Annotated in this window: 4 protein-coding genes and 1 pseudogene; 1 reads left to right on the top strand and 4 read right to left on the bottom strand. The window is 37.7% G+C overall.

Going from position 1 to position 4,880, the window contains the following annotated elements; all coding sequences use genetic code 11:
- Positions 1-444 precede the first annotated feature (444 nt).
- Positions 445-999: a TetR/AcrR family transcriptional regulator gene (locus V7183_RS22465; RefSeq protein WP_335360899.1), complete on the top strand. Its 555-nt coding sequence runs from the start codon at positions 445-447 to the stop codon at positions 997-999.
- Positions 1,000-1,265: 266 nt separating this feature from the next.
- On the opposite strand, the gene V7183_RS22470 is transcribed toward V7183_RS22465, so the two are convergent.
- The 4 genes and pseudogenes from V7183_RS22470 to V7183_RS22485 form a co-directional block, all read right to left on the bottom strand.
- Entirely contained in the window at positions 1,266-1,547 is a 282-nt protein-coding gene (locus V7183_RS22470) for a cupin domain-containing protein (protein ID WP_335360900.1), read from the bottom strand.
- A 45-nt stretch (positions 1,548-1,592) separates the two neighbouring features.
- Complete coding sequence (locus V7183_RS22475) at positions 1,593-3,011, bottom strand: MATE family efflux transporter (protein ID WP_335360901.1); 1,419 nt, start codon at positions 3,009-3,011, stop codon at positions 1,593-1,595.
- Positions 3,012-3,056: 45 nt separating this feature from the next.
- Positions 3,057-3,296, bottom strand: a pseudogene (locus V7183_RS22480) (aldehyde dehydrogenase family protein); the annotation flags it as partial.
- A 55-nt stretch (positions 3,297-3,351) separates the two neighbouring features.
- The gene (locus V7183_RS22485; RefSeq protein WP_335360902.1) at positions 3,352-4,629 is read right to left on the bottom strand and encodes an NAD(P)/FAD-dependent oxidoreductase; all 1,278 of its coding nucleotides are present in this window, start codon (positions 4,627-4,629) and stop codon (positions 3,352-3,354) included.
- Positions 4,630-4,880 lie beyond the last annotated feature (251 nt).

Consider the following 4,880-nt stretch of genomic DNA (forward strand, 5'->3'; position numbering starts at 1 on the left):
ACAAACTATCTATCCGGTTAAAATAGATTAAAACTTTTTTATTTGTCCTTGAATGTCTCCAGTTTAATTTTATCTATTTCCTTAACTTGATGACTATGATCAGACAGGTAACCATTTTTAACTGTCTCTGGTGAACCAAGTATCCTTATACTATACCCATCGATATATTATTTGTTCAAGAGAATACTTGAGATAGTCGAGTTAAGTGCCTTTTCGGCCAGGGAATTCTGCTGTATTATGGAAGATATGTACCGTTCTGTTTTTAATTGGGAGTTCCGTTGCTTTTAGCCTGCTAAAAAGAATGGTGTTATATGTTAATAAGGGAATTGTCCCAACAGAGAATATGGCACAGACAAGGATTAAAAATTTTTTCAAGGTACGAAAGTTGAGTAACTTAGTTTAGATAACCTTTTCAACAAATTTCTAATTTAAGGAGTACTGGGTATGAGAGAACGCATTATAAGAGCTTTTGTTGAAGAGATTCATGATAAAGGCATGAAGTTTACAATGGATGATTTAGCGAAACGCATTGGTGTAAACAAACGATATCTTTATCAACATTTTTCTTCAAAAGTTGAAATTTTAGAATTAATCATTGATCAATCGTTATCAGAATTCGATGAACAAACAGAACAAATTATGAATAATACATCTTTAAGCCTAATTGAAAAGATCAGACAGATTTGTACTGTGTTACCCAATTTTGAATTTTACGACTTCAAAGTGTTGGAACAAATGAAGCGCTATTACCCGGAACAATGGAAAAAAGTGAATGACGCTTTGAGCGAGTGGGAAGCTCTGCGCTTGCTACTCGAAGAAGGTATGCAGCAAGGTGAACTCATTGAAATCAATCCAACACTCGCTGTAAAGCTGATCATAGATGCTACAAATTCTGTCTTTGATCAACGTTTTTATATGGAAAATAATATGACCTTACCAGAAGCACTCTCATCTATCGTAGACGTATTATTGTTCGGCTTAGTCAAAAATAAATCATAATAATGGTCTATTAAAAAACGGGTAAAGGAACGTTTGTTACACCCGTTTTTTTGTCTTTATAGGGCCTTTTTGCCTTCTGTATGATCCTGAAAAACGATAGCTCTATCAACTATCATTTTTATTTGAATATTCTGAATTTTATTCACATAAAATAAGCAGCAATCGCATATGACGCAAGGTCGGATAATAGCGCTGTGCATCATAAATCACAAATATTTAGGCAAAGTATATGGCTATGATGAGCGAATGCCGCTCCTAATTTTACATTATTTCAAATTGATCTCATGGTTCATTTTATAATTCTTTTTCAAAAATTTTGGGCAATCCCATTCACAAACAAGATCTTTAGCCAAGGAAACGACCCACTCCTTTGTAATATGATATTTTTCTCTATCAACAGTAATAAACACTTCACCATCTGTCACATAGAAAACTTCCTGCTCTTCTACATGCCAAGTTCCTTTATTAGGTTCGCCTACCCACGCTTCCCAAGTGTCAACACCTAATTGTTGTGCTTCATCTGCTGTAAGTTTTTTCGCAAAAAACATGATAATCCTCTCTCTTTCTTATAGGTAATTTTGAAGGAATAAGTTCTATAAACGTACTGTCTTAACATTCGTATCTTTTAAACGTTTGAACTCTTTTTTCATAAAGTATATGGCAATGAGAACGCCAGGAATTTCTGCAGCAGGGCCTGCGTACCATATACCTTCTACACCCCAGAATTTCGGGAAAATAAATAGAAACGGGAACAAGAACAACAGCATTTTGCTAACATTAATAAACGTTGCGGTCCAGTTTCTCTCTTGGGATTCGAAATAACCGGATATAAGCAAGCTGACTGCATTAAGCATAAACAAAGAGTTGAATACAACTGTCGACCAAATGCCCAGTTTCTGCAATTCAAGATTACCGCCAGAAAAAAATGATACAATTGGATCTGCAAAAATGATTAGTAAACCTGTTGCAATCAAAAAGAAAGCAACGGTAAAAATGAGTCCAATCTTAATTGCTTGTTTAACACGATCAAGATTGCCTGCACCGTAATTATAACTAATGATCGGTTGAAGTCCTGTCATCCCACCGAGCGCTGCTAAGGCGAGCAGATTTGTAATATAACCGTTTTGAATTGTGAAAGCAGCAACGTGCAGCCCACCACCGTAGCTTTGCAGTAAATTGTTGAAGAAAATAATGGCAAAAAACATCATGAACTGACTCGAAAAAGATGCAAAACCTGTCCAAGCCACCTCACCAATTATCTTGAGATTAATCTTCATATCTTTTATTTTTGGCTTAAGCTTTGTTTTACCGAACCAAAAATAAAAGATTAGTAAAACAGGGATCGATTGTGAAATTGTATTCGCCCACGAAGAACCCATCATCCCCATGTCATATTTCACTACCATAATCCATTCTGTAATTCCGGCAACAACCGCTGCAACTAACCAACTGTTCATTGATAATACAGGTTTTTCATCGATATTGGTAAAAATACTTAGTACAACCGCCAATATCGTTATTGGCAATGAAATCCACAATAGCCGGCTGTATTTCACCGCATATGGAAGTGCATCCTGACTTGCTCCGAATAAAGTCATGATTTGGTTTTCAAAGACCAATCCAAGTACAGCTAGCAAAGTGGAGAAGAAAAGAGTAAACCATAAAGTTTGCCCCATAATACTCCTAGCTTCTTCAATTTCCCCTTTTCCAAGTCGAAGTGAAATGACCGCTCCGGCTCCTATACCAAAAAGAACGCCAAGCATACGGGTAATAACCATGATCGTAAATCCAATTCCGATTCCTTCCACTTCCAGCTCCTGAAAACCGCTGACGAAATAGCCATCGACAACCGATACCACTCCAAGAATCGCATTAGCCATAATCCCTGCCAAAGCAAACCGGAAATATAGTAAAGGAATACTTTTGGTTCCCAGTGCTGAATCATTTGCTGGCCTATTCATAATTTCTGCTGTTTCTTTCTTCGGTGAGGGACGGTTTCCTACTATTTCCATACGCATACCCTCCTAAAAATAATTTAGACAGCAAGTTAAGCCAAATTAATTCGCATACCAACCGACAGGCTTGGCATGCTGGTGGATATTGATTTGCTTCATTTCCATAAAGTGCTCCAGCCCAGTAGCACCTAACGCTCTGCCAATTCCACTTTGCTTATATCCTCCCCAAGGCCCTTCAACATAAGCGAGGTGATAACTATTAATCCAAGTAATGCCCGCGCGCAATTTACTAATGACACGTTTCGCTCGATCCATGTCTTCAGTAAATACAGCACCGGATAACGCTCCTACCCATTTCCTGTCAATGAACATGTTAATTTTCACAAATATCCCTCCTTTATGCAAAAATATCATGCAGTTTGAAACCAATATGGGCTAGATTTACAAGCATAGTTTTCTGATTATGGAACGGGAATGATTTTAGGCGTTCCTTTTCAAATCGATATCCGCCTGCATTCCCTGTAACGATCCATTGTGCCAATAACTTACCAAACAATGTCGAGAGAGAAGCGCCATGACCCGTATAACCTGTTGCGAAATATGCACCTTCTTTGGATCTGCCGATAACCGGGAATGTATCAATTGTAACCCCAATAAATCCCCCCCAACGGTATTCAATTTTGCTTCCTGCCAGTTTCGGCATCAAGTTTACCATCGCATCGTAAACTTTTTGATACACGCCATCACCTAAGTTTGGACGAATATCGCCACCGCCAAATACGATTCGATTATCTGGTGTACGACGGAAATAGTAAAGAAAACTACTCGTATCAAAAACCATACGATCTTTAGGAATGACAGTATTCAACAATGACTCTGGAAGCGGTTCAGTTGCAATAATACGTGCCGAAATTGGCAGTACGCCTTTGTTCAGTTCATTTATGATTTTTCCAGAATAACCATCTGTCGCCACAATAATGTCTTTCGCAATAACAGAACCTTTTTCTGTTTTAACTTTCACACTATTTCGACCGTACTCAATGGATAATACTTTAGAATGCTCAAAGATTCTAGCACCGATCGATTTAGCTGCTTCTCCCAAACCAATTGCATAATTCAGTGGATGGAATGAGTAACTTAAGTCATCGACTAAGCAGCCATGATAAACCGGAGAATCGATCTCTTGATGCAATTGACTTCGATCGAGTACTCTTGATTCGTACCCGAAATTTTCATTTAAGTATGCGCTTTCAAGTTTTAATTCTTCAAAATGCTTGGCTTTGTAAGCCACTACAATGTGACCTGTATTTCTAAAGTCACAGTTGATTTGATGTTCATCAATAATGCTTTTTACCAGTTCAATACCAAACAAGGAGAGATCGTTTAGCTGTCTAGCCTCGTCGGCACCATACTTTTTGGCAAGCTGCTGCATCGTTGGCTTATAGCCTGGCAATACCATCCCGCCGTTACGACCGCTGGCGCCGTATCCGATCGTTTCTTGCTCTAGGACAATGACATCCTTTCCTAATTTTTGTAAATGATAAGCAGAGGAAAGACCAGTGAAACCAGCGCCAATAATAACAACATCCGTCTCTTCATTTCCTTCTAGAGTTTTTCCTTTCTCATAGTTATTTGCAGTCGCTGACCATAGAGAAAGTGTATTCATTTGATTCATCTTATCACGTCCTTCTTCCTATTTATTTGAAAGAAACATTTTAGTGGAGAATACCGGATACAAAGGTGCACAAATTTTTTTCCATTACTTGATTTGCAGGGATCTTCTCTTTAGAAATCAAGTGATATAACTCTTGTAACTGAAAACGTTATTATAGTTACAAGTTAATTATACTGAATATACTGAATTTTTCAACTGTTTTTCTCCTTGTTTTTAGACTAATACTTTGGCAATCTCTAATGTAAGCTGAT

Source organism: Bacillus sp. JJ1127, assembly GCF_036965845.1.
Classification (GTDB): domain Bacteria; phylum Bacillota; class Bacilli; order Bacillales; family Bacillaceae_G; genus Bacillus_A.

What these genes read in the sequence shown, in the direction of transcription:
- V7183_RS22470 (WP_335360900.1), bottom strand. Translation starts at nt 1,547, where the DNA reads ATGTTTTTTGCGAAAAAACTTACAGCAGATGAAGCACAACAATTAGGT.
- V7183_RS22485 (WP_335360902.1), bottom strand. Translation starts at nt 4,629, where the DNA reads ATGAATCAAATGAATACACTTTCTCTATGGTCAGCGACTGCAAATAAC.
- V7183_RS22465 (WP_335360899.1), top strand. Translation starts at nt 445, where the DNA reads ATGAGAGAACGCATTATAAGAGCTTTTGTTGAAGAGATTCATGATAAA.
- V7183_RS22475 (WP_335360901.1), bottom strand. Translation starts at nt 3,011, where the DNA reads ATGGAAATAGTAGGAAACCGTCCCTCACCGAAGAAAGAAACAGCAGAA.